Source organism: Streptomyces canarius (genome assembly GCF_014650735.1).
GTDB classification, from domain to species: domain Bacteria; phylum Actinomycetota; class Actinomycetes; order Streptomycetales; family Streptomycetaceae; genus Streptomyces; species Streptomyces olivaceoviridis.
This window is the reverse complement of record NZ_BMVN01000023.1, coordinates 17,242-36,751: the sequence shown is the minus strand read 5'-3', so window position 1 is coordinate 36,751 and position 19,510 is coordinate 17,242. Positions and strand designations below refer to the sequence as shown.

At 72.8% G+C, this 19,510-nt stretch carries 17 protein-coding genes, 2 tRNA genes and 1 riboswitch; of the genes, 11 read left to right on the top strand and 8 right to left on the bottom strand.

Annotated elements, in window-relative coordinates:
* Positions 1-22: 22 nt before the first annotated feature.
* The 5 genes from IE294_RS28060 to IE294_RS28040 all read left to right on the top strand — a co-directional run bounded on the left by IE294_RS28060 (position 23) and on the right by IE294_RS28040 (position 5,658).
* The gene (locus tag IE294_RS28060; protein ID WP_058081062.1) at positions 23-373 is read left to right on the top strand and encodes a metallopeptidase family protein; all 351 of its coding nucleotides are present in this window, start codon (positions 23-25) and stop codon (positions 371-373) included.
* Between the two features lie 441 nt (positions 374-814).
* Positions 815-1,330 carry a hypothetical protein gene (locus tag IE294_RS28055; protein WP_189890789.1) on the top strand — a complete coding sequence of 172 codons (516 nt, stop codon included), beginning with the start codon at positions 815-817 and terminating at the stop codon, positions 1,328-1,330.
* A gap of 239 nt (positions 1,331-1,569) precedes the next feature.
* Positions 1,570-3,804, top strand: coding sequence for a DEAD/DEAH box helicase (locus IE294_RS28050; protein WP_189890666.1), 2,235 nt, complete (start codon positions 1,570-1,572; stop codon positions 3,802-3,804).
* 176 nt (positions 3,805-3,980) lie between these two features.
* Positions 3,981-5,486 (top strand): amino acid permease, encoded by a 1,506-nt coding sequence (locus IE294_RS28045; protein WP_189890664.1) that lies wholly within the window; start codon positions 3,981-3,983, stop codon positions 5,484-5,486.
* 99 nt (positions 5,487-5,585) lie between these two features.
* Positions 5,586-5,658, top strand: a tRNA-Lys gene (locus IE294_RS28040).
* Between the two features lie 128 nt (positions 5,659-5,786).
* Here IE294_RS28040 and IE294_RS28035 read toward each other — a convergent pair.
* Positions 5,787-6,437: a hypothetical protein gene (locus IE294_RS28035; RefSeq protein ID WP_229917372.1), complete on the bottom strand. Its 651-nt coding sequence runs from the start codon at positions 6,435-6,437 to the stop codon at positions 5,787-5,789.
* A gap of 101 nt (positions 6,438-6,538) precedes the next feature.
* The gene (locus IE294_RS28030; protein ID WP_189890663.1) at positions 6,539-7,225 is read right to left on the bottom strand and encodes a TetR/AcrR family transcriptional regulator C-terminal domain-containing protein; all 687 of its coding nucleotides are present in this window, start codon (positions 7,223-7,225) and stop codon (positions 6,539-6,541) included.
* Between the two features lie 146 nt (positions 7,226-7,371).
* Between IE294_RS28030 and IE294_RS28025 the strand changes: the two genes are divergently transcribed.
* Together IE294_RS28025 and IE294_RS28020 are read left to right on the top strand one after the other, a co-directional pair.
* Entirely contained in the window at positions 7,372-7,968 is a 597-nt protein-coding gene (locus IE294_RS28025) for an NADPH-dependent FMN reductase (RefSeq protein WP_189890661.1), read from the top strand.
* Between the two features lie 164 nt (positions 7,969-8,132).
* Positions 8,133-9,575, top strand: coding sequence for a DHA2 family efflux MFS transporter permease subunit (locus IE294_RS28020; protein WP_229917371.1), 1,443 nt, complete (start codon positions 8,133-8,135; stop codon positions 9,573-9,575).
* Here the strand turns inward: IE294_RS28020 and IE294_RS28015 are convergent.
* Positions 9,572-10,207 (bottom strand): GTP cyclohydrolase II, encoded by a 636-nt coding sequence (locus IE294_RS28015; RefSeq protein ID WP_189890659.1) that lies wholly within the window; start codon positions 10,205-10,207, stop codon positions 9,572-9,574. The genes IE294_RS28020 and IE294_RS28015 overlap by 4 nt on opposite strands.
* A gap of 97 nt (positions 10,208-10,304) precedes the next feature.
* Positions 10,305-10,832, bottom strand: coding sequence for a MarR family winged helix-turn-helix transcriptional regulator (locus IE294_RS28010; protein WP_189890657.1), 528 nt, complete (start codon positions 10,830-10,832; stop codon positions 10,305-10,307).
* 84 nt (positions 10,833-10,916) lie between these two features.
* On the opposite strand from IE294_RS28010, the gene IE294_RS28005 reads away from it, so the two are divergent.
* Positions 10,917-12,047 carry a dihydrofolate reductase family protein gene (locus IE294_RS28005; protein WP_189890655.1) on the top strand — a complete coding sequence of 377 codons (1,131 nt, stop codon included), beginning with the start codon at positions 10,917-10,919 and terminating at the stop codon, positions 12,045-12,047.
* Positions 12,048-12,121: 74 nt separating this feature from the next.
* Here the strand turns inward: IE294_RS28005 and IE294_RS28000 are convergent.
* Positions 12,122-12,195 (bottom strand) — tRNA-Met (locus IE294_RS28000).
* Positions 12,196-12,319: 124 nt separating this feature from the next.
* On the opposite strand from IE294_RS28000, the gene IE294_RS27995 reads away from it, so the two are divergent.
* From IE294_RS27995 to IE294_RS27985, 3 genes are all read left to right on the top strand, one after another.
* A complete protein-coding gene (locus IE294_RS27995) occupies positions 12,320-13,540 on the top strand; it encodes a PP2C family protein-serine/threonine phosphatase (protein ID WP_189890653.1) in 1,221 nt (406 codons plus the stop codon).
* Positions 13,541-13,743: 203 nt separating this feature from the next.
* Positions 13,744-13,910: riboswitch (cyclic di-AMP (ydaO/yuaA leader) on the top strand.
* 10 nt (positions 13,911-13,920) lie between these two features.
* Positions 13,921-14,958, top strand: a complete 1,038-nt coding sequence (locus IE294_RS27990; protein ID WP_189890651.1) for a M23 family metallopeptidase — start codon at positions 13,921-13,923, stop codon at positions 14,956-14,958.
* Between the two features lie 96 nt (positions 14,959-15,054).
* Entirely contained in the window at positions 15,055-15,999 is a 945-nt protein-coding gene (locus IE294_RS27985; protein WP_189818766.1) for an aldo/keto reductase, read from the top strand.
* A gap of 59 nt (positions 16,000-16,058) precedes the next feature.
* Here the strand turns inward: IE294_RS27985 and IE294_RS27980 are convergent, their stop codons facing one another.
* Genes IE294_RS27980 through lhgD form a run of 3 tightly spaced genes read right to left on the bottom strand, consistent with a single transcriptional unit; the run spans position 16,059 to position 19,484 of the window.
* Positions 16,059-17,357, bottom strand: coding sequence for a PrsW family intramembrane metalloprotease (locus tag IE294_RS27980; protein ID WP_189890648.1), 1,299 nt, complete (start codon positions 17,355-17,357; stop codon positions 16,059-16,061).
* Positions 17,358-17,399: 42 nt separating this feature from the next.
* Positions 17,400-18,233: a tRNA (guanosine(46)-N7)-methyltransferase TrmB gene (trmB, locus tag IE294_RS27975; protein ID WP_189890646.1), complete on the bottom strand. Its 834-nt coding sequence runs from the start codon at positions 18,231-18,233 to the stop codon at positions 17,400-17,402.
* A gap of 33 nt (positions 18,234-18,266) precedes the next feature.
* Complete coding sequence (gene lhgD, locus IE294_RS27970) at positions 18,267-19,484, bottom strand: L-2-hydroxyglutarate dehydrogenase (RefSeq protein ID WP_189890644.1); 1,218 nt, start codon at positions 19,482-19,484, stop codon at positions 18,267-18,269.
* Between the last annotated feature and the right edge of the window lie 26 nt (positions 19,485-19,510).

Below are 19,510 nucleotides of genomic sequence, written 5' to 3'. Positions count from 1 at the left end.
GGTGTTCCCGGACAATGACCCTGTGCTGGAGATGACGCGCGAGGAGTTCGAGGAACTGGTCGCCGAGGCGCTCGACCGGATCCCGCCGGAGCTGACGCGGCTCATGGACAACGTGGCCGTGTTCGTGGAGGACGAGCCGCCCGCCGACGACCCCGAGCTGCTCGGGCTGTACGAGGGCACCCCGCTCACCGAGCGGGGCGAGTGGTACGCCGGTGTCCTGCCGGACCGGATCACCGTCTACCGCGGGCCGACGCTCAGGATGTGCGACAGCCGTGAGGACGTCGTCGCGGAGACCGAGGTGACCGTGGTGCACGAGATCGCCCACCACTTCGGAATCGACGACGCCCGACTCCACGCCCTCGGCTACGGCTGAGCGAGGCGGCTGAGCGCGACGGCACGCACGGGCGGGGAAGCGTGCGCGGCGCCGATGACCGCATCGGCGAGCGCGGGTCCGTGCGCGAGGCCGGAGAGCCGCGCGGCGGGTGGACGGGTCCGGGTGCGCTGGCGGCGATCGAGTCGGGCGGACGGGCGGGCGGGTCCGGGTGTGCTGGGTGGGGACCGGCTCGCGTGGCCGAGTGCGGGTCGTGGGTGCCGAGTGGGCCGGCGCGCGCGGGTGTGTGTGGGGGCGCGTGTGCTGCGCGCGGATCTGCTCGCGTGGCCGGGGCCGCGTGTGCTGGGCCGGGAGCGAGGCGCGTGGCCGGGCGTGGGGCTGTGTGCTGGGTACGGGGCGTCGATGCGGGCGGGGCGCGTGTCCTCTTGTCGGCGGCGGGAGTTGGGGAGGTTGACTCCTTTCCTCGCCCCGGAGGTGGCCGCCGTGCGCCCCTTGTACGTACCCGTCCGTCTCGCCGTCGCGGTACTGGCCGTCACCGCCGCCGCCGGCTGTGTGAGCGTGGGCGACGACGGGGGCCGGGCCCGGCCCTCGCACTCGGCGGGGCAGCGCGGCGGCGAGGTGCCCGACGGCGGCCCGGTGGCCGGCGCGGGCGGCTTCGCCGGGGAAGGCGATGGGCCCGGTGACGGCAAGCACGGGCACGGCGGCAAGGCGAAGCGGGGGAAGAAGGGCTCGGCGTCGGCCACCCCGTCCGCCGCGCGCAGCGCCTCCCACGCGCCGGCCGAGCCGGGCAGGACCGCCGAGCCCGGCGAGCCGGTGCCGACGAACGCGCCGCCGACGCCCCCCGTCGTGACCTCCGCCCCGCCCGAGCCGCCGGCCTCCACCCCGCCGCCGCCCGTCACCGAGCCTCCGTCGGCCGAGCCCTCCTCGTCGGCCCACGAGGAGACGGGCCCGCAGCTGGTCCAGCGGGAGCCGGCGCCGGCGGCGGGCGTGCCGGCGTAGACGCGTGCGTGCGGCCGGACAGCGAGTGTGAGCTGTGCCTCTGCGGCTCCATTTGCCTTCGGGGGTGGTAGGTGCGTATGGTGGTAGATCGTTTGATCCCATTTGCCCGGCGCCACCACAGAGCGCGCCGTGTGGCGCGTACTCTCCTTTGCCGTGGCGGACCGCATTGAGGCGGTCGTGAGCGATTCACGGAGTTGACGGGCGCGTGCCGAAGAGACTCCGGAAGGTTTCGCATTCGCATGTCCGTGTCCAGCACTGACCAGATCGTCGTGTCCGAGAACGAGATCGAGATCGAGAACACCACCGAGATCGAGAACGCACTCGTCGACGAGACGACCGAGGTCACCGAGGCCCCCGAGGCCGCTGACACCCCCCAGACCACCTTCGCCGACCTCGGCCTCCCCGAGGGCATCGTGCGCAAGCTCGCACAGAACGGCGTGACGACCCCCTTCCCGATCCAGGCCGCGACCATCCCGGACGCCCTGGCCGGCAAGGACATCCTCGGCCGTGGCCGCACCGGCTCCGGCAAGACCCTCTCCTTCGGCCTGCCGACCCTGGCCCAGCTGGCCGGCGGCCGTACCCAGAAGCACAAGCCCCGCGCGGTCATCCTCACCCCGACCCGTGAGCTGGCCATGCAGGTCGCCGACGCGCTCCAGCCGTACGGTGACGTCCTCGGCCTGAAGATGAAGGTCGTCTGCGGCGGCACCTCCATGGGCAACCAGATCTACGCCCTGGAGCGCGGCGTCGACATCCTCGTCGCCACGCCGGGCCGGCTGCGCGACATCATCAACCGCGGCGCCTGCTCCCTGGACGACGTGCAGATCGCCGTCCTGGACGAGGCCGACCAGATGTCCGACCTGGGCTTCCTGCCCGAGGTCACCGAGCTGCTCGACCAGGTCCCGGCCGGCGGCCAGCGCATGCTCTTCTCCGCCACGATGGAGAACGAGATCAAGACCCTCGTCGACCGCTACCTGGACGAGCCCGTCCTGCACGAGGTGGACGCGGCCCAGGGTGCGGTGACGACCATGTCGCACCACATCCTCATCGTGAAGCCCAAGGACAAGGCGCCGGTCACCGCCGCGATCGCCTCCCGCAAGGGCCGCACGATCATCTTCGTCCGCACCCAGCTGGGCGCCGACCGCGTCGCCGAGCAGCTGCGCGAGGCCGGCGTGAAGGCCGACGCGCTGCACGGCGGCATGACCCAGGGCGCCCGTACCCGCACCCTGGCCGACTTCAAGGACGGCTACGTCAACGTCCTGGTCGCCACCGACGTCGCCGCGCGCGGCATCCACGTCGACGGCATCGACCTGGTCCTCAACGTGGACCCGGCCGGCGACCACAAGGACTACCTGCACCGCGCGGGCCGTACCGCCCGTGCCGGCCGCACCGGCACGGTCGTGTCGCTCTCCCTCCCGCACCAGCGGCGCCAGATCTTCCGCCTGATGGAGGACGCCGGCGTCGACGCGGCCCGCCACATCATCCAGGGCGGCGCCGCCTTCGACCCGGAGGTCGCCGAGATCACCGGCGCCCGCTCCATGACCGAGGTCCAGGCCGAGTCCGCCGGCAACGCCGCCCAGCAGGCCGAGCGCGAGGTCGCCCAGCTCACCAAGCAGCTGGAGCGCGCCCAGCGCCGTGCGACGGAGCTGCGCGAGGAGGCCGACCGGCTGGTCGCCCGGGTCGCCCGCGAGCGCGGCGACGACCCGGAGGCGGCGGTGGCCGAGGCCCAGGCGACGGCGGCGGAGCAGCTGACCGTGGCCGAGGAGCCCGTGGAGCGCGAGACCGAGCGCGAGGAGCGTCCGGCGGCTTCGGCGCCGTACGAGCGCCGGGAGCGGCGGAGCTTCGACCGGGACCGTGGTTTCGAGCGTCGTGACGACCGTCGTGACGACCGGGGTGGCCGTTCCTTCGAGCGTCGCGAGGACCGGGGCGAGCGCCGTCCGTTCGACCGGGACCGGGACCGGGACCGTGGTTTCGAGCGTCGTGACGACCGCCGGGACGACCGCGGTGGCCGTTCCTTCGAGCGCCGCGACGACCGCCGTCCGTTCGACCGCGACCGGGACCGTGACCGTGGCTTCGACCGCCGTGACGACCGTCGGGACGACCGCGGTGGCCGTGGCTTCGAGCGTCGTGACGACCGCCGGGACGACCGGGGTGGCCGTTCCTTCGAGCGCCGTGAGGACCGGGGCGAGCGCCGTCCGTTCGACCGTGACCGGGGTGGCCGTTCCTTCGACCGCCGTGACGACCGTGGCGGCTTCCGCCGGGACGAGCGCGGTGGCCACCGGGGCAGCGACCGTCCGTTCAACCGCGACCGCCGTGACGACCGTCCGGGCTTCCTCCCCCACTCTCGGCGGCCCTCGAACGGGGGGACCCCCACCGCCGGTCACGACCGCCCCTACGGCCGTCGTGACGACCACCGTGGCACCGGCGGCTCCTTCGGTCGTCGTGAGGACAAGCCGCGCTGGAAGCGCAACGGCTGACACGGCATCGGCTGACAGCCACCGCATCGGCCGACACCCCGGTGGGTGACACCGGGTGAGACAGGGCGAGGGCCCGTACGACACCGTTCGTACGGGCCCTCGCGCATACCCGGGCCACCGGTTTCCGGTCACCGAGTGACGCATGTCACGTCCCCGGTGGGGGAATTGCTGGGGGCATGACAGATGACGTGAGCGCCGGTGGCCTGTCGGACGAGGAACGGCTGGCCCAACTCGGCTACACCCAGGTTCTCGCCCGCCGTATGTCGGCGTTCTCGAACTACGCCGTCTCCTTCACGATCATCTCGGTGCTGTCCGGCTGCCTGACCCTGTACCTCTTCGGCATGACCACCGGCGGCCCCGCGGTGATCACCTGGGGCTGGGTGGCGGTGGGCCTGATGACGCTGTTCGTGGGCCTGTCGATGGCCGAGATCTGCTCGGCCTACCCGACCTCGGCGGGCCTGTACTTCTGGGCGCACCGCCTGGCGCCGCCGCGTTCGGCGGCGGCCTGGGCGTGGTTCACGGGCTGGTTCAACGTGCTGGGCCAGGTGGCGGTGACCGCCGGCATCGACTTCGGCGCGGCCTCCTTCCTCGGCGCCTACCTGAACCTCCAGTTCGGCTTCCGGGTGACCCCCGGCCGCACGGTGCTGCTGTTCGCGGCGATCCTCCTCCTGCACGGCCTGCTGAACACCTTCGGCGTCCGGATCGTCGCGTTCCTGAACAGCGTGAGCGTGTGGTGGCACGTCCTCGGCGTCGCGGTGATCGTCGGCGCGCTGGCGCTCGTCCCGGACCACCACCGGTCGGCGTCCTTCGTCTTCACGCACTTCGTCAACGAGACGGGCTGGGGCAGTACCCCGTACGTGGTGCTCCTGGGTCTGCTGATGGCCCAGTACACCTTCACCGGGTACGACGCCTCCGCCCATATGACCGAGGAGACCCATGACGCGGCCACCGCGGGCCCGAAGGGCATCGTCCGCTCCATCTGGACGTCGTGGATCGCGGGCTTCGTCCTCCTGCTGGGGTTCACGTTCGCGATCCAGTCGTACCACGGGGCACTCACGTCGCCCACCGGCGCACCGCCCGCCCAGATCCTCCTGGACGCCCTCGGCGCCACGGCCGGCAAGCTCCTGCTGCTGGTGGTGATCGGTGCCCAGCTCTTCTGCGGCATGGCCTCGGTCACCGCCAACAGCCGCATGATCTACGCCTTTTCCCGGGACGGCGCGCTGCCCTTCTCCCACGTCTGGCACACGGTCAGCCCGCGCACCCGTACCCCGGTGGCGGCGGTGTGGCTGGCCGCGCTCGGGGCCCTGGCCCTGGGCCTGCCGTACCTGATCAACACGACGGCCTACGCGGCGGTGACCTCCATCGCGGTGATCGGCCTGTACATCGCGTACGTCATCCCGACCTTCCTCCGCGTCCGCAAGGGCGCCGCGTTCGCCCCCGGCCCCTGGCACCTGGGCCGCTGGTCCCGCCCCATCGGGGTGATCTCGGTGACCTGGGTGCTGGTGATCACCGTCCTGTTCATGCTCCCGCAGGTCTCCCCGGTCACCTGGACGACGTTCAACTACGCCCCGGTCGCCGTCCTTGTCGTCCTCGGCTTCTCGGCGACCTGGTGGCTGGCCTCCGCCCGCCACTGGTTCCTCACCAGGCGCCCCGCCCCCGCTCCCATCCCGGCCGAAAAGTAGCCATCCCCCCACACCCGCGACATCCGACGTGGCCGTGTCCCCGATACCCGATCGGCGACACGGCCTCGTCCGGCTATGCTCGGACAGGCAACATCGCACGGGCCGTTAGCTCAATTGGCAGAGCAGGGGACTTTTAATCCCTTGGTTGTGGGTTCGAGTCCCACACGGCCTACCGTCCGCGGGCCCCGGGGGGCACCCCCTCCGCCCTGCGGCACAGCGCCCGGGACGGCTTCGGCCGGCTCGGGCGCTGTCGCGTTCTTCGGGGGCGCCGCCGGTGCGCCTGCGCCGGCCCCTGAGCCGTCAGTACCTCTGCGCCTTGGCCAGTTCGGCGGTCAGGTGGGGCTCGGGAGGCTTGTGACTGATGGCGTAGCGCTCCGCCTTCTGCCCCGGCTTGACGTTCTGCGCCCCCACGACGACGGTCTCCACGACCTTGCCGTGGGAGTCGCTGAAGTCCACCTGGACCGCGAAGGACGCGGGCTTGTCGGTGCGGTTGGTCATCGTGACGAGGAGAGCGCGGACGTTGTGGGTCTGGGACAGGGGGACGCCCGTCATGGAGACGTCGTTCGTCGCGTTGCCCCGCCCCTTCACCTTGGCGAGCTGTTTCTTGGCCTCCGCGCGGGCGCGCTCGGTTTCCGCGGACACGGATGCCTCGAACTCGGACGCGCGGGCGGAGGCCGACGAGGCCGCGGCGGAGGCGGAGGCGCTGGCCTCCGCCTTCTTCGACTCCGCCCAGGACGACATGCCGGACGGCACGGTGCCGGAGAAGTTCGACGTGGCGGGCGCGGTCGGGGTGAAGGTGCCCGCCCCGCCGTTGCTGCCGCCGTTGCCGCACGAGGCGACGGCCAGCACACCGGTGAGCGCCGCGCCCACGCCGTACACGACCGGTCTCAGGCGTGAGCGTGCGGTGCGGGACGACGCGGCGTCCTGGCCGGTCACGTTGGATTCCGACACGGCGACCTCCACGGTGATGCGGGCACGGGCCCGGTCAGTCCTGGCACAGACCAGAAATATGGTCATACAAGGTGGGCTGATGCGCGATCCGGGCTGCGCCGCTACGCCGCCCTGTACGCCCTGAGGAACGCGCTCACCCCGGCCCTGAGCAGGTGGTCCGTCTCCGGTTCCGGCAGGGGCAGGACGCCGTAATGGGTCGTCTGGATGATGCGGTGGGAGATCAGGGCCGTGAAATGGCCGGCGGCCACGCCCGCGTCACCGTGCAGGTTCAGCAGACCGGCGTCTTCGAGGTGGGCCATCGCCTCGGTGAGGGCCCGGCCGACCGGTTCGGGGCCGGCCTCGTGCCAGGCCTTGAGGACCTCGGGCGGGACGTGGTCGGCCTCCGCGTGGATGTGCCGGACCAGGGCGAAGTGGTTCGCGTAGTCGGTCATGAGCCCGTGGAAGGCACGGGCCAGGGAGACCAGGTCGCGTTCCAGGTCGTCGGGGTGCGGTGGGCGCTCCGGGTCCAGTACGGCGTTCAGGCGCGCCAGTTGGGCGTCCCGTACCTCGCTCGACGTCCAGGTCACGACCGTCTGGAAGAGCTGGGCCTTGCCGCCGGGGAAGTGGTTGTAGAGCGTGCGGGTGGAGACGTCGGCCGCGGCGGCGAGCGCGTCGACCGAGGCGCGGGCGTAGCCCTCACGGCCGAAGACCGTGCAGGCCGCGCTCGCGATGGCCATCTGCTTCCGCAGCTTGCGCGGTGACACCTCGCCCCGTGCCCGTTCCAGCCGGGACTCGTTCGTCTCGCCCACGCCCGTCGCCCTTCCGTCGTGACCGGGCCACTCTAACCGAAGTACAACGACCGTTGTAATTTCTACAACGGTCGTTGTACTTTCATGTCGAGGCGGTCACCGAAGCCGGTCGCCGCCGGACCGACATCGCCACAAGGGGGACAGCTGTGTCCGTTTCCGATGCGCTTCGCGTCACCGTTATCGTCGGCAGCGTGCGTGAGGGCCGGCTGGGGAGGGCCGTCGCCGACTGGTTCCTCGCCACCGCCGCCGCCGATCCGGGCCTCGACCTCGACGTCGTCGACCTCGCCGAGGTGGACCTGCCGCTGGTACTGCCCGGCTGGGGCGGCACCCCGAGTCCCGAGGCCGTCGCCGCGCTGAAGGACGTGTCACCGCGGCTCGCCGCCACCGACGCGTTCGTGATCGTCACTCCCGAGTACAACCACAGCTTCCCGGCGGCCCTGAAGAACCTCATCGACTGGCACCACCGGGAGTGGCAGGCCAAGCCGGTCGGCTTCGTGTCGTACGGCGGTCTCGGCGGCGGGCTGCGCGCGGTGGAGCAGCTCCGGCTGGTCTTCGCCGAGCTGCACGCCGTGACCGTGCGCGATTCGGTCAGCCTGCACGGCCCCTGGTCCGGCCTGGGCGAGGACGGCACCCCGCGCGACGCCGACGTGTGCGCGGGCGCGGCCAAGGGCATGCTCGGCCAGCTCACCTGGTGGGGCCGGGCGCTGCGGACCGCGCGCGCCGAGCGGCCCTACGCGGGCTGAGGGGTGGCCGCGATGAGCATCCCTGCGCCGGCACCGGGTAGCGGTGTGATGGGCCTGATGGGCATCGCCGCACCGGCACAGAGGAGCGGTGCGACGGGCATCGCCGCACCGGCCCCGAAGAGTGGCGCAAGGCGCATCCCCGCACCGGCCTCCGGAGCGGTGCGATGAGTGGTCCCCGGCCCGCCGGTCCCGCCCGGCCCGCTCCTCCGGCCGGCGTGGTCGGCCCGGCCGTCGCGTCCCCGGCCGCCCTCTACCGGGTCGTCACCGTCGTCGTCCTCGGCACGGTCATGTCCGTGCTCGACATGACGATCGTCAACGTCGCGCTGCGCCACCTCTCGGAGACCTTCGGCGCCCCGCTGGAGACCATCCAGTGGACCGCGACCGCGTACACGCTCGCGCTCGCCGCGGTCATCCCGGCCGCGGCCTGGGCGATGGGCCGCGTCGGCGCCAAGCGGACGTACATGACCGCGCTCGCCCTGTTCACCCTGGGCTCGCTGCTCGCCGCCTGTGCCTGGGACGCGGGCAGTCTGATCGCGTTCCGCGCGGTGCAGGGGCTGGGCGGCGGTCTGCTGCAACCGGTCGGCATGGCGATGGGCATGCGGGTCGCGGACCGGGCGCGGCTCGGCCGGGCGATGGGCCTGCTGGGGCTGCCCGTCCTGATCGGCCCGGTCGCCGGTCCGGTGCTCGGCGGCCGGCTGGTCGACGCCGCGTCCTGGCACTGGATCTTCCTGATCAATCTGCCCGTCGGCGCCCTGGACCTGGCCCTGGCGGCCCGTCTGCTGCCGAAGGACGCCCCGAAGGCCCGTGGCCGGGACCTGCCCCGGCTGGACGTTCCCGGCCTGCTGATGCTCTCGCCCGGTCTGGCCCTGCTGCTGTACGGCCTGGCCCGGGGCGGTGAGCGCGGGGACTTCACGGCCCCCGGCGCGCTGCTGCCGACGCTCGCCGGCGCCTCGCTCGCGGCGGCCTTCGTACGGCGGGCGCTCACCGTCCGCGCGCCGCTGCTGGACCTGCGGCTGCTGCGGGACCGTACCTTCGCCGCCGGCATCGGCACGCTCGCCCCGTTCACCTGCGGCTACTTCGGGTCGATGCTGCTCGGGCCGCTGTACTGGCAGCAGGAGCGGGGTCTGAGCGCGACGGCGGCCGGGCTGCTCGGGGCGCCGGCCGGGCTCGTGGTCGGTGTGACGATGCAGGTCGCGGCCCGGCGGATCGACACGGCGGTACCGCGCCGGCTGATCACGGCCGGCTGCGCGGTGGCCGCCCTCGGAATGGGGCTGCTGGCGTGGCAGACCGGCACGGCGGGGGTCGCGCCCTGGCGGATCGTCGTCGCGGGCGCGGTGATGGGCGTCGGCGCCGGGATGACGCTGATGCCGGCCATGACGACCGCGACCCGTGGCCTGCCCCTGGACCGGCTGCCCGGGGCGAGCACCGCGCTGAGCATCACCACCCAGCTCGCCGCGTCGGCCGGTACGGCCCTGCTGTCGGTGGTGCTGGCCGCGGCGGGCCCGTCGCCGGCCGGTTTCCGGCTCACCTACACCGTGACGGCGGCCCTGCTCCTCCTCGGTGGCCTCTCGGCCCGCCGGCTCCCCGGCCGCCCCGCCGCCGGTTAGCCCGCCGTCAGCTCGGTCAGTTCGGCCAGCGGCAGGGTGTGCTGGGTCTGGAGCACCTTCGCGCGCAGGTAGCGGACGTTGTGGGCGGTGGTGAAGACACCGGTCGGCACCCGGTCCCGTACCGCGACCCCCAGTGAGCGCAGCTGTTCGGCCTTGTCGGGGTTGTTGGAGAGCAGGTCCAGCTCGGTGATGCCGAGGGCGCCGAGCATCTGGGCGGCGGCCGTGTAGTCGCGGGCGTCCTCCGGCAGACCGAGGGCGGCGTTCGCCGCGTAGGTGTCGAGGCCCTCGTCCTGGAGGGCGTACGCGTCGAGCTTGTTGTAGAGGCCGATGCCCCGGCCCTCCTGGCGGAGGTAGAGCAGGACGCCGCCGCGGCCGGCGATGCGCTCGACCGCCTCGCGCAGCTGCGGTCCGCAGTCGCAGCGGGCCGAGCCGAAGACGTCCCCGGTCAGGCACTCGGAGTGCAGGCGCACCAGCGGGATGGGGCCGGGCTCGCCGAGGACGACGGCGAGGTGTTCCCGGCCGTCGGTGAGGCCGTGGAAGGTGACGAGTTCCGCGTCGGCGCCGTAGCCGTCGGCGAAGCGCAGCGGTACCCGGACGCGGGCGCGCGGGGTGGCGGCGGGGATGTCGGGCATGCGGGTCCTCCGGGACAGTTGCTTCAGATTTGAAGCAGCGGTTCGCAGGGACCCTACCTCTGCTTAAAAGTTAAAGCAATCAGCGGGTCCGGCCCGCTCAGGAGGACGCCGGGGACGACGAGCAGGACGAACGGCGCCGCCAGGGGACGTCCTCGGCACCGGACGCGTCGTCCTCGCCCTGGAGGCCCCGCGCGATCCCCGTGCAGATCTCCTCCAGCTGTCCCACCTGCTCCGGGGTGAGCCGGTCGAACAGGGTGCTGCGGACCGTCTCGACATGCCCGGGTGCCGTACGCTCCAGGACGGCCACCCCCTCGTCCGTCAGTACGGCGAGCGAGCTGCGCTTGTCCCAGCGGCAGTTCTCCCGGCGCACCAGGCCGTCCCGCTCCAGCCGGGTCACCGCGTACGTGAGCCGGCTGCGGGTGATCTTCAGGGTCTCGGCGAGATCGGTCATGCGCAGCCGTCGGCCGGGGGCCTCGGAGAGGTTGGCCAGCACCGAGTAGAACAGGTGCGGCATGCCGCCCTCCTGCTGGAGCTGCCGGTCGATGGCGTCCTCCAGGAGACGGGAGGCGGCCATGTAGGCGCGCCAGGCGCGCTGCTCCTCGGGGGTGAGCCAGCGGGTCGTCATGCCGCCAGTGTAAGTTTGTTTAAAACTTGAACCAAGCCGTCCGCCCGGACGAGTGAGGTCCGCCTCCGCGAAGAGAGGGCGCCGATGCCCCTGCCGTACGTGCTGCTGTCCGCCGCCGTCTCCCTCGACGGCTACCTGGACGACACCGGCCCCGAACGCCTGCTGCTGTCCAGCCCGGCCGACTTCGACCGGGTCGACGCGGTACGGGCCTCGGTCGACGCGATCCTCGTCGGCGCCGGCACGATCCGCGCCGACAATCCCCGCCTGCTGGTCAACTCCGCCGAGCGGCGCGCGGCCCGGGTGGCGGGCGGCAAGCCGGAGTACCCGCTGAAGGTCACGGTCACCGCCACCGGCGACCTCGACCCGGACGCCAAGTTCTGGCACACCGGCGGCGACAAGATCGTCTACACCACCGACCAGGGCGCCGAGCGGGCCGCCCGCCGCCTCGGGCGCACCGCCGATGTCGTTCCGCTCGGTCCCGCCCTGGACTGGCGGGCCCTGCTGGAGCACCTGCACGACGTGCGCGGCGTCGTCCGTCTGATGGTCGAGGGCGGCGGCACGGTCCACACCCAGCTCCTGCACCAGGGCCTCGCCGACGAACTCCAGCTGGTCCTCGCCCCGCTGTTCGTCGGCGACCCCGCGGCGCCCCGCCTGTTCGGGCCGGGGGCCTACCAGCCCGGACGGCTGCGCCTGCTCGACACCCGCCGGATCGAGGACGTCGTGCTCATGCGGTACGTGCCGACGGCGCCCGGCACCGGGGCGGTCGCCACCGCCGCCGACCGCCACTGGCTGCGGACCGCCTGTGAACTGGCGGCGCAGTGTCCGCCGTCGGAGACGGCGTTCAGCGTCGGTGCGGTGGTGGTGGCCGCCGACGGTACGGAGCTGGCGCGGGGGTACTCCCGTGAGGGCGCCGATCCGGTGGTGCACGCGGAGGAGGCGGCGCTCGCGAAGATCGCTCCCGCCGATGCGCGGATCGCCGGCGCCACGGTGTACAGCAGCCTGGAGCCCTGCGCCCGGCGCGCGTCCCGGCCGGCGCCCTGTGCCGAGCTGATTCTCCGGGCCGGGGTGCGCAGGGTGGTCACCGCGTGGCGTGAGCCGGACACGTTCGTGGCGGGGGCCGACGGAAGCGGCGTTCTGGTCGCGGGGGGCGCGCGGGTCGTCGCGCTTCCCGAGCTGGAGGAGCTCGCCAAGGCGCCGAACGCCCACTTGCTGTGAGCGCCCGCCCGGGCCCTGGGCCGGAAACGACTCAGGGCCCGGAATCCACTGGATTCCGGGCCCTGAGTCTTCAGTAGCGGGGACAGGATTTGAACCTGCGACCTCTGGGTTATGAGCCCAGCGAGCTACCGAGCTGCTCCACCCCGCGTCGTTGTGACTCCAGTGTACGCCATGCGCGGGACTGCTCGCACACCCCTTTCGGCCCACACCGGTCGCCGCCCGCCCCGGGGCCCGGAAACCTGGAGGTACGTCGGACAACCGGGAGACACGCGGTGCGCCCTGGAAAGGTGGAGGAGAGCCCGTACGCCAGGGCGGGCGGCCGGCTCCCCGGCGACCCCGTGCCCGACCCGGGCCTCGGCGGCGAACCGGTGCCGGTGCGCGCCCGCCGCCGTCCGGGCCCCCGTGCCCTGGCCCGCGCCCTGCCCGCCCTGCTCATCGTCTGCGGTGTCCTGTACGGCCTGCTCGCCCCGGACGACTTCACCGCCGTCCCGTTCTTCACCGCGGCCCCGCTGGTCGCCGCGCCCTTGTCGGCGCTGCGCACCACCGTCCTGACCGGCCTCGCCTCCCTCGCCGCCGCCTACGCCGTGCACACCGACGCCGGGGTCCATCCGGCCGTGGGCACCCTCACCGACGTGGTCACCGTCGCGACGGTCGCCCTGCTGGCCGTCGCCATCAACCGGGTGGTCCGCCGCGGCGACCGGCGGCTCGCCTCCGCGCGGGAGATCGCCGAGGCCGCCCAGCGGGCCGTCCTGCCGGAGCCGGACGAACGGATCGGCGGCTACGAGATCGCCGCCTGCTACGAGGCGGCACGGCAGGACGCGTTCATCGGCGGCGACCTGTACGCGGTGCAGGACAGTACGTACGGCGTCCGGCTGGTCGTCGGGGACGTGCGCGGCAAGGGCATGGGCGCGGTCGCCGCGGTGGCCGTGGTGATCGGCGCGTTCCGGGAGGCGGCCGAGCAGGAGGCCACGCTGGAGGCGGTCGCCGAGCGGCTGGAGCGGGCGCTGGCCCGCGAGGGCACCCGGCGCGACGGGATCGACGCCTTCGAGGGGTTCACCACCGCGGTCCTCGCCGAACTCCCGCACGGCGACGGCGCCGTACGGATCGTCAACCGCGGCCATCCGCCGCCGCTGCTGCTGCACGCCGACGGCACCCTGCGCACCCTGGTCCCCGCCGAGCCCGCGCTGCCGCTCGGCATGGGCGACCTCGGCCTGTGGCCGGACCGGGCCACCGAGACCGCCTTCCCGAGCGGCGCGACCCTGCTGTTCCACACCGACGGCCTGTCCGAGGCGCGGGACGCCCACGGCCGGTTCTACGACCCCGAACGACGCCTCGCGGGGCGCACCTTCGCCGGCCCGGCCGCGCTGGTCGGCCGGCTCGCCGAGGAGGTGCGCCGGCATTCCGGGGGCGGCATGACCGACGACATGGCGCTGCTCGCCGTACGACGGCCCGCGACGTCACCGACGGTCACCGGGCAAGCGCCCTGCGCATAACATCTGAGTCACCATCAAACCCGAAAGTGACTGCTGAACGGGGCCGACGCCCGGTCAACTCGCCCGTTTTGGCGGAGTAGTGGCCGATAACTCCGCCGGTAAAGACGTGAATGATCAAGCTGAACGGCTTGGAAAGTGACTGGCAGGTCTATTAACGTTCGATAACGCAGCGCGGTCGTCCCAGCCGTCACAAGAGGCGGCTCCGTGCGCACGCGCCGAATCCCGCAAGGGAGCCGGGGAACCACCACCCTGGGGTGAATCACGCGGATGCCGCCGTGAACTCACGGAGTCCACGACCGGTATACGCGCGTAGGAGACCTTCCTGCTCCGAACCCGTCAGCTAACCCGGTAGGCGAAAGGAAGGAAAGGAGTACGCCCGCGTGGCGTCCAACCGGCCTGCCCCAGAAGCCCCGTTCATACCGGCACAGCGCGAGCCCGAGACCTTCGGGTACGGCGCCTACCAGGCCGAGGAGGGCCCCTGGGAGGAGTGGAACCCCACTGAGGAGTCCGTCGCCCCGGTACGCGGCCGGCACCGCGTCGCCAAGCAGCGCGGCGGCTTCGCGCGCAGCTCCACCGTCCTCGGCGTCGGCGTCATGGCCGCGGTCGGCGCGGGCGGCATGGCCAGCGCCAACACCGGCAAGCCGCCGGTCTCCATCTCCCTGCCGGACCTGCCCTCGGTCGGCTCCCTCTTCGGCGACGACTCCGCCGACCACCAGCCGGCCCAGGCCGCCACGGCCACGCTGAGCACCGTCGGCGTGACCACGGCCGCCGGCGAGGACGGCGCCGACGCGGGCGAGGCGCTGCGCAACCGGATCATGGCCCAGGCCGAGCAGCAGCAGGGCCAGGCCGAGAGCAAGGCCACCGCCGCCGCGGTCGCCGCGGCCGAGAAGCAGAGCGCCGATGCCGCCGCCCAGGCCGAGAAGGAGGCCGCCGCCAAGGCCGCCGCGGCCAAGGAGAAGGCGGAGGCCGCCGCCGAGAAGAAGGCCGAGGAGGAGCGGCTGGCGAAGCTGGCCGAGCAGTACACGCTGCCCACCTCCTCCTACACGATCACCTCGACCTTCGGCCAGGCCGGCGGGATGTGGTCCTCCGGCCACCACACCGGTCTCGACTTCGCCGCCCCCACCGGCACTCTGATCAAGGCCGTGCACAGCGGCACGATCACCGAGGCGGGCTGGGCCGGCTCCTACGGCTACCGCACGATCCTCACCCTGGACGACGGCACCGAGCTGTGGTTCTGCCACCAGTCCTCGATCAGCGTCTCCGTCGGCCAGAAGGTGACCACCGGCGAGGTCATCGGCCGCGTCGGCGCGACCGGCAACGTCACCGGCCCGCACGTCCACATGGAGGTCCACCCCGGCGGCCAGCCCACCGGCATCGACCCGATGGCGTGGCTGCGCGACAAGGGCCTCACCCCCTGACAACCCCGTCCCGCGCGGGAACCCCCGGGGGAACTTGGCGGGAACTCGGCCCCGGCGGTGGGATGCGATCACCCACCGCCGGTGTTGACATGACGTATGACGTCACTTCGTAAACTCGGCTCTTCCGATCTAGAGGTCTTCCCGCTCTCCCTCGGCGGCAACGTCTTCGGCTGGACCGCCGACGAACAGACCTCCTTCGCCGTCCTCGACGCCTACACCGCGGCGGGCGGCAATTTCATCGACACCGCCGACTCCTACTCCGCCTGGATCGAGGGCAACCAGGGCGGCGAGTCGGAGACGATCATCGGCAAGTGGGTCAAGGCCCGCGGCAACCGCTCCGAGGTCGTCATCGCCACCAAGGTCAGCCAGCACCCCGAGTACCAGGGCCTGTCCGCCGCCAACATCAAGGCCGCCGCCGACGCCTCCCTGCGCCGCCTGGGCACCGACCACATCGACCTCTACTACACCCACTTCGACAAGCCCGAGGTGCCGGTCGAGGAGATCATCGGCGCGCTGGACGAACTGGTGAAGGCCGGAAAGGTGCGGCACATCGCCGCCTCCAACATCAGCCCCGAGCGGCTGCGGGCCTCCCTCGACTTCTCCGACCGCGAGGGCCTCGCCCGCTACGTCGCCGTCCAGCCGCACTACAACCTGGTCTCCCGGGACACCTACGAGGGCCCGTTGCAGGACCTCGTCGCCCGCGAGGGCCTGTCCGCCGTCCCGTACTTCTCCCTCGCCTCGGGCTTCCTCACCGGCAAGTACCGGCCCGGCAAGACCGTCGACAGCGCCCGCGCCGAAGGAGCGCAGAAGCACGCGGAGTCCGAGCGCGGCCAGAAGGTCCTCGCGGCCCTGGACGAGATCGCCGCGGCCCACGAGGCCCCGGTCGCCACGGTCGCCCTGGCCTGGCTCGCCGCCCAGCCCACGGTCACGGCCCCGATCGCCTCGGCGAGGACGGTGGAACAGCTCCCGGCGCTGCTGGGGGTGGCGGAGTTGAAGCTGACGGAGGCTGAGGTGGCCCGCCTGACGGAGGCGTCCGCCTAGCCCGTCCCACCGCGACGGCGCGGCCCGGCGGTGCCGGAGGACCCCGTCAGCCCCCGCGACTACGTCCGGTACGGGTTGTACGCGGGGTACGGCACCGCCGGATACCCGTACGGCGCCGCCGCTCCCCAGTAGCCGGGCGCCGGAACGGACGCCCTGCTCGCGTACTCCAACGCGGGCCGGGCCACACCCCTGCGCTCCCACAGCTCGTCCAGCAGCTCACGCTCCCGGACGACGAAGTCGGGCCCGGCCTTCCCGTTCCGCCCCCGGTGCCGCAGGAACGCCAGCGAGGTCGCGCACGCCTCGTACCGGGCCACCTCCCGCGCCGCCTGGCGCCCGTGGTGGTGCCGGGCGTAGTCCCGGGCCATCCGGCGCGCCCGCATCGACCCGAGCGCGAACGGCTCGGCCGGCCCCAGCCACCCGGCCAGCACATATGTGGGCAGCTCCGCCCGCACGGTCCGCAGCTCCCGCTGCCGGGTCCGGATCGCGAGCCAGGTCACCACCGCGAACGCGGGCACCATGAAGGCGCCGTAGACGGCGAAGAAGCCGTACTCGCCGAAGGTGGAGGAGCCGTTCCAGAAGGCGTGCATGCCCATCGCCAGCAGCAGCCCGCAGACCGGCAGCAGCACCCGCCGCGCGTGCTGCCGCTCGGCGGACAGCGCGGCGACGCCGAAGCCGATACCGGTGAGGACGGTGAACAGGGGGTGCGCGAACGGGGACATCACGATGCGCACGAAGAAGGTGGCGGCGGTGACGGAGGCGATGCCGCGGTCGCCGGTGAGCTGGTCGGTCCCGAAGGCGGTACCGAGGTAGAGGATGTTCTCGGTGAACGCGAACCCGGTGGCGGTGATCCCCGCTATCACCACCCCGTCCACGATCCCGGTGAAGTCACGCCGGCGGAAGAGGAACACCAGCAGGACCGCGGCGGCCTTCGCGGACTCCTCCACGATGGGGGCTATCACGGTGGCGCCGAGCGTGTCGGCACTGGCCGGATCCGCGGTCGAGGTGGCTATCCACTTGGTCGCGAAGCTGTTGGCCACGATGGCTATCAGCGCCGCCGCACAGGCCCCCCAGGCGAAGGCGAAGACCAGGTTCCGCCAGGGGCCCGGCTCCACCCGGTCCAGCCACCGGAAGGCGGCCATCAGCCAGGGCACGGGCAGCACGGCGAGCCCGAGACCGACGAGGAAGCCCTCCGTGCCGGTCTGCCGCCGTACGAGCGCGAGGATGACCAGCCCGGACAGGGCCAGCAGGGAACTCAGCGCTCCGTAGCGCACCCACCTGTGCTGCCACCAGTGCGGGTGGCGGAGCACACCGCCGCCGGGGCTCGGGGGATACGTCGGAAACGGAGGACTGGTGGCCACGGCATCGACCCTAACGGTGGCGGGACGAGGGGCTGGAACGGATTATCGGTCCTGCTCAGCGGTGCTGTGCGGGACGCGCCGGAACAGCAGGTCGTTCACCACATGTCCCTTGTCCAGTCCCTGTCCCTCGAAACGGGTCAGTGGCCGGAACTCCGGGCGTGGTGCGAAACCGCCGTCCGCCTGGGTGTTCTCGAAGCCGGGGTGCGCGGTGAGCACGTCCAGCATCTGCTCGGCGTACGGCTCCCAGTCGGTCGCGCAGTGCAGGAGCGCGCCGGGCCTCATCCGGGACGCGGCGAGCGTCAGGAACTCGGGCTGGATGAGCCGCCGCTTGTGGTGCCGCTTCTTGGGCCAGGGGTCGGGGAAGTAGACGCGCAGCCCGTCCAGCGAGTCCGCGCGGAGCATCTCCCGGAGCAGGATGATCGCGTCGCCGTTGCCCACCCGGATGTTGGACAGGCCGTTGCGGTCGGCGAGACCCAGCAGGTTCCCCTGGCCGGGGGTGTGCACGTCGACGGCCAGGATGTTGGTGTCCGGGTCGCCCGCGGCCATCCGCGCGGTGGCCTCGCCCATCCCGAACCCGATCTCCAGGACCACGGGCCGGTCGTTGCCGAACAGCTCGCCGAGGTCGATCACCCGCTGCCCGTCGATGTCCAGCCCCCATGCGGGCCACAGCCGCTGCAACGCGTCGGCCTGCCCGGCCGTCACCCGGCTCCGCCGCGGCTGGAAGCTCCGGATCCGCCGCTCGAAGTGCGACCCGGCCGGATCGGCCTTGGGCCCGTCGGGGAAGCGCGGCTCGCCCTTGGCCCGGGTGTGCCGGACGGGGGCACCGGGGCTGTGGGGGGCCGGGGGCGAGGCGGAGGCGTTCAGGGAGTCAGACACAGTACGACCGATTTTACGGGTGCCGACGGGCCACTACAGCGAGCCGAGCATCGCCAGCGCCCGGCGCCCGATCTCCCGCCCGATCGGCAGCGAAGCCGTGGCCGCCGGCGAGGGCGCGTTCAGCACGTGCACCGCCCGCGCCCCCTCCCGGATCAGGAAGTCGTCCACCAGCGTCCCGTCCCGCAGCACCGCCTGCGCCCGCACCCCGGCCGGGGCCCGCACCAGATCCCCGGCCTCCACCCCGGGCAGCAGTCTTCGCACGGCCTCCAGGAACGCGCCCTTGGACACCGACCGGCGCAGCTCACCGGCGCCGTACCGCCAGTGCCGCCGGGCGATCGCCCAGGACCCCGGCCACGCGACCGTCCCGGCCAGCTCCCGGGGCCGTACGACCCCCCAGTCGTACCCCTCACGGGCGAGCGCCGGCACCGCGTTGGGCCCGATGTGCACGCCCCCGTCGATCCCGCGCGTCAGATGCACCCCGAGGAACGGGAACGCCGGGTCCGGCACCGGATACACCAGCCCCCGCACCAGTTCCGGCCGCGCCAGCTCGTAGTACTCCCCCCGGAACGGCACGATCCGCACCCCGGGGTCGTCGCCGGTCAGCCGCGCCACCTCGTCGCAGTACAGCCCGGCGCAGTTCACCAGCACGCGCGCGCGTACGACGTCCCCGGCCGCGGTGAGCACGGCCACGCCCCGCTCCGGCCGCCGGTCCACGCGCACGACCCGGGCGCCGTAGCGGATCTCCGCCCCGGAGGCCCGCGCCAGCTCGTCCGCGACGCCCACGAAGTCGCACACCCCGGTCGTACCGACGTGTATGGCGGCGAGGCCGCGCACCTGAGGTTCGTACTCGGTGATCTGCGCGGGTCCCAGCTCCCGCACCGGGATGCCGTTCTCCCGCCCCCGCTGCACCAGCGCGTGCAGCCGTGGCAGCTCGTCCCGCTCGGTGGCGACGATCAGCTTGCCGGTGACGGCGTGCGCGATGCCGTACTCGGCGCAGAACTTCACCATCTCGGCGGCGCCCCGCACCGCGTACCGCGCCTTGAGCGAATCCGGCCGGTAGTAGATCCCGCTGTGGATGACCCCGCTGTTGCGCCCCGTCTGGTGCCGGGCGGGCCCCGGCTCCTTCTCCAGCACGATCACGCGCGTACCGGGCGCGGCCCGGGTGATCGCATACGCGGTCGACAGCCCGACGATCCCCCCACCGATGACGAGCACATCACAGTCGTACGCCCCGGCCCGCACCTGCACCACCTCCGCTTCCGATAGTGCACTGCGCC